Source organism: Pseudomonas sp. SDO5591_S426, assembly GCF_054070755.1.
Map to the genome: position 1 here is coordinate 1 of NZ_JBSVXD010000363.1, position 2,615 is coordinate 2,615.

General features: G+C 59.3%; 2 protein-coding genes. One reads left to right on the forward strand and one right to left on the reverse strand.

What is annotated here, in order from left to right; translation table 11 throughout:
- Window positions 1-88: 88 nt before the first annotated feature.
- Window positions 89-1,768 (reverse strand): 2-isopropylmalate synthase, encoded by a 1,680-nt coding sequence (gene leuA / locus ACW9JC_RS29940; RefSeq protein ID WP_338584902.1) that lies wholly within the window; start codon window positions 1,766-1,768, stop codon window positions 89-91.
- Window positions 1,769-2,155: 387 nt separating this feature from the next.
- On the opposite strand from leuA, the gene ACW9JC_RS29945 reads away from it, so the two are divergent.
- Window positions 2,156-2,512 carry a hypothetical protein gene (locus ACW9JC_RS29945; protein WP_457459560.1) on the forward strand — a complete coding sequence of 119 codons (357 nt, stop codon included), beginning with the start codon at window positions 2,156-2,158 and terminating at the stop codon, window positions 2,510-2,512.
- The last annotated feature ends 103 nt before the right edge of the window (window positions 2,513-2,615 follow it).

Below are 2,615 nucleotides of genomic sequence, written 5' to 3' on the forward strand. Positions count from 1 at the left end.
GAAGGCTGCGATCTTTTGATCTTAAAGCCACACCAACAAAAAAGGCCCCGAGGTTCACACCCCGGGGCCTTTTGCATTTCAGTGACGCTTACGCAGCTTTCGCTTCCGGCTGGCTCAACGAGCGGTTCAGCGCGCTGAACAGTGCCTTGAAGCTGGCCGTGGTGATGTTTTCATCGATCCCCACGCCGTGCACCGCACGTTCGCCGTTCACGCGCAGTTCAATGTAGGCCGCAGCCTTGGCATTGGTGCCCGCGCCGATGGCGTGTTCGTTGTAGTCCATGATTTCCACCGGGATCGGCAGGCCAGCCACCAGTGCTTCCAGGGCACCGTTGCCCTTGCCGCGCCAGTGCAGGTTGGTTTCGCCCTGACCTTTGCTCGCCACTTCCACTTCGACGGCGCTGTTGCCGTTTTCTTCCTGCAGGCGATGGCTGACCAGCGCATACGGGGTGTTGGCTTGCAGGTACTCGCTGATCAACAGCGAGTGAATCTGCTTGGCGGTCATTTCCAGGCCCAGGCGATCGGTTTCGCGCTGCACGACCTGGCTGAACTCGATCTGCATGCGACGCGGCAGGCTGATGCCGTATTCCTGCTCCAGGAGGTAAGCGATACCGCCCTTGCCCGACTGGCTGTTGACGCGGATGACTGCCTCGTAGCTGCGACCGATGTCGGCCGGGTCGATTGGCAAGTAAGGCACTTCCCACAATGCATCGGATTTCTGCTGGGTAAAGCCCTTGCGGATCGCATCCTGGTGCGAGCCGGAGAACGCGGTGTGCACCAGGTCGCCGACGTATGGGTGACGCGGGTGCACCTGGATCTGGTTGCACTCTTCGACGACTTTACGCACGCCGTCGATGTCGGAGAAGTCCAGCTGAGGGTCGAGCCCTTGGGTGTACATGTTCAGGGCCACGGTCACGAGGTCGACGTTACCGGTGCGCTCGCCGTTGCCGAACAGGCAGCCTTCGACACGGTCGGCGCCGGCCATCAGGCCCAGCTCGGTGGCGGCAACGCCAGTGCCACGGTCGTTGTGGGTGTGCAGGCTGATGATCACGCTGTCACGACGGTTGATGTGACGGCCGAACCATTCGATCTGGTCGGCATAGATGTTCGGGGTTGCGCATTCGACGGTGGCCGGCAAGTTGAGGATCATCTTGTGCTCGGGCGTCGGGTTCCAGACTTCGATCACCGCGTCGCAGACTTCCTTGGCGAACTCAAGCTCAGTGGCGCTGAACGTCTCTGGCGAGTATTCGAAGGTCCACTCGGTGTCCGGCTGCTGGGCGGCGAATTTGACGAACAGCTTGGCCGCGCTCACGGCGATTTCCTTGATCCCGTCCTTGTCCTGGTTGAAGACAATGCGGCGGAAGGAAGGGGAGGTCGCGTTGTACAGGTGAACGATGGCTTTCTTCGCGCCGCGCAGGGACTCGAAGGTGCGCTCGATCAGGTCTTCACGGCCCTGGGTCAACACCTGGATGGTGGTGTCGTCCGGGATGTGGTTGCCTTCGATCAGGGTGCGGACGAAGTCGAAGTCGGTTTGCGAAGCGGCCGGGAACGACGCTTCAATTTCTTTCACGCCAACCTGAACCAGGGTTTTCCAGAAGCGCAGTTTCTTGACCGCGTCCATCGGTTCGATCAGCGACTGGTTGCCATCACGCAGGTCGGAGCTGCACCAGATCGGCGCGGCAGTGATGGTTTTCGACGGCCAGGTACGGTCCGGGATGTCGATGGTCGGGAACGCGCGGTATTTCGAAGACGGGTCTTTGAGCATGCTCATCGGGAAATCCTTATTGTGTGGGCCGAAAAAAGGCGGCCTGCCGGTGGATCAAAAGTTCTTGGGTAACGCTTGGGACGAGGCGCCGCGATTCAGCCCGGCAGTCGTGCGCTGACAAGGCACAAGCTGCGGTGCTGGCGGAGCTGAATGAGGGTGTGTGAGGTTTTCATGCCTTCAACCCTAACCTTGGGGGTGAAGGATGGCAAGCAGTCGAAAAAAATTGAGAGGAATCCTCGTCAGGTCATATTTTGCGAGATTTTATTGCTGTGAATCGTAATGATCTTCTACTTGTTTGCGCGTGGTTTGAGCGATGCGCAATCGAAGGATTGAACAGCGGCTCCGACGACGAAGGCTATTCTTAAAGCCTCGGTTGGCAGGCAGGAGTCGGCAATGAACGAGTCCGATTGGAAATGCTATTGCGTGTTGCGCCCGGTGGCCCATGAGCGGATGTGCACCCGCATCATGACCGACGTCGAAAAGATCGTGCTGGACAAGAGCGTCGCGCCCTACGAGCGGATCGATGCCAGCGAAGAATTGCTCAAGGCCGGGCAGAAAGAATTGTACTGGGCGTTTGGCGTCTTCAGGTTTTCACGCCATGAAGCTCGTTCGCATCTGCTGGGGTTGTGCGCGCGGGAGTTGATCACGGCTGAGGAGTTGACCGGGTTCTCGCTGGAGACTCAGGAGTGGATCAAGCACTGCCTGGCGGATCGGGAGGTGCATGGGATTGAGGATCTGGAGGCTGAGTAAGGCCCTAAAAGATCGCAGCCTGCGGCAGCTCCTACAGGGGAATGCGAACTCCTGTAATTGGATGGACTCGCCCAAGCCGAGGCGTCAATGCGCCACGGTGGCA